The organism is Enterobacter sp. A103 (genome assembly GCF_034427535.1).
Classification (GTDB): domain Bacteria; phylum Pseudomonadota; class Gammaproteobacteria; order Enterobacterales; family Enterobacteriaceae; genus Enterobacter; species Enterobacter asburiae_B.
Genome location: NZ_JAXQPQ010000030.1, coordinates 1 through 1,219, shown reverse-complemented (window position 1 = coordinate 1,219; position 1,219 = coordinate 1). Strand labels below are relative to the sequence as shown.

Annotated in this window: 1 pseudogene; it reads right to left on the bottom strand. The window is 61.8% G+C overall.

Features of this window, described 5'->3' with window-relative positions:
- Nucleotides 1-59: 59 nt before the first annotated feature.
- A pseudogene (locus tag SPH27_RS22990) lies at nucleotides 60-1,219 on the bottom strand (ShlB/FhaC/HecB family hemolysin secretion/activation protein); the annotation flags it as partial.

The window sequence follows — 1,219 nt, the reverse complement described above, 5'->3', positions numbered from 1 at the left end:
GATCAGACGCTGCGAGAAACGAACGGGTGGGTGACGGGTATCCATAGTCGTAGAGTCTCTTAAAGCATGAAGGCAATGCGCCAGTTAACGCTCACATGATCCGGGCCGAGCCAGTCGGGGTAGCGCAGGGGCGTGCCGACCGAAATCTGGCTGCTGTACCCGCGCCCAGCGCTGCTCAGCCCCACCGAACCGCCCCACAGCGTGCCGGAGGCAAAGCGGTCCTGACGGTCTTTTTCCAGCCAGCCGCCGTCAACGGCGACCGTTGCGCTTACCGCGCCAATCACCGGGAGGGTGAAGAGGGAATACCCCAGCTCGTTACGCCAGTAGCCGCCGTTGTCCCCGGACAGGTACTGTTCTTTAAAACCGCGCACGGAGCTTTCCCCGCCGAGCGTCAGGCGCTCGGCGCCGTACAGCCGGTCGGGCGACCACTGGCCGTAGGCGCTGGTCAGCCACCACGCGTTGCGGGCAACAGGACGCTGGAAGCTGGCGTTCAGGCTCCATTTACGGAACTCTGCCCGCGGCATNGCTGGTCAGCCACCACGCGTTACGGGCAACAGGACGCTGGAAGCTGGCGTTCAGGCTCCATTTGCGGAACTCTGCCCGCGGCATATCCCCGGATTTATTTTCGTCGGTTTCGGCATTGAACCACGGCATGCCGTGGCTCCAGGTCGGGTTGAAGGTCGCCACGCCGCCCAGCATTTTTTGCGTGTGGGTAATTCCCAGGACCAGGCTCGAGAGGTTGCGCGTGCTGCTCTTAAGCGGCGCGTCGTTCAGCCAGTTGCGGCTGGAGCGCTGAACCACGCCCGCCGCAATGCCGGTTTTAACATCCCCGTTGCGGAAAACCACCCAGGACGCGTTAAGGCGGTGGGTTTTCGTATCGCCCGTGGAGAGCCAGTTGAAGCCCTGGTTACTGATGGTGGTCCGGTAGTTACTCCAGGCGTAGCTGTAGTCCAGCAGGCCGTAGCCAGACGGCACGCTGACGCCCGCCTGGAAATTCTGCGCATCGTACGCGCTGGCAAAATCGCTGCTGCGCCCGCCGCTGACAAACCATTTATCCGCCAGCCCCAGCATATTATTGGCGGTAAGCACGCCGCTCAGCTGGTTTTCACCGGTGCTCTTCTGCCCGCTATTATCCAGGCTCACGGATGCACTTAACGGAAATTCCGGCTTGCCCGTGAGATTAACGATGGAATATCCGGCCTGCGTTCCCGGCAGAATT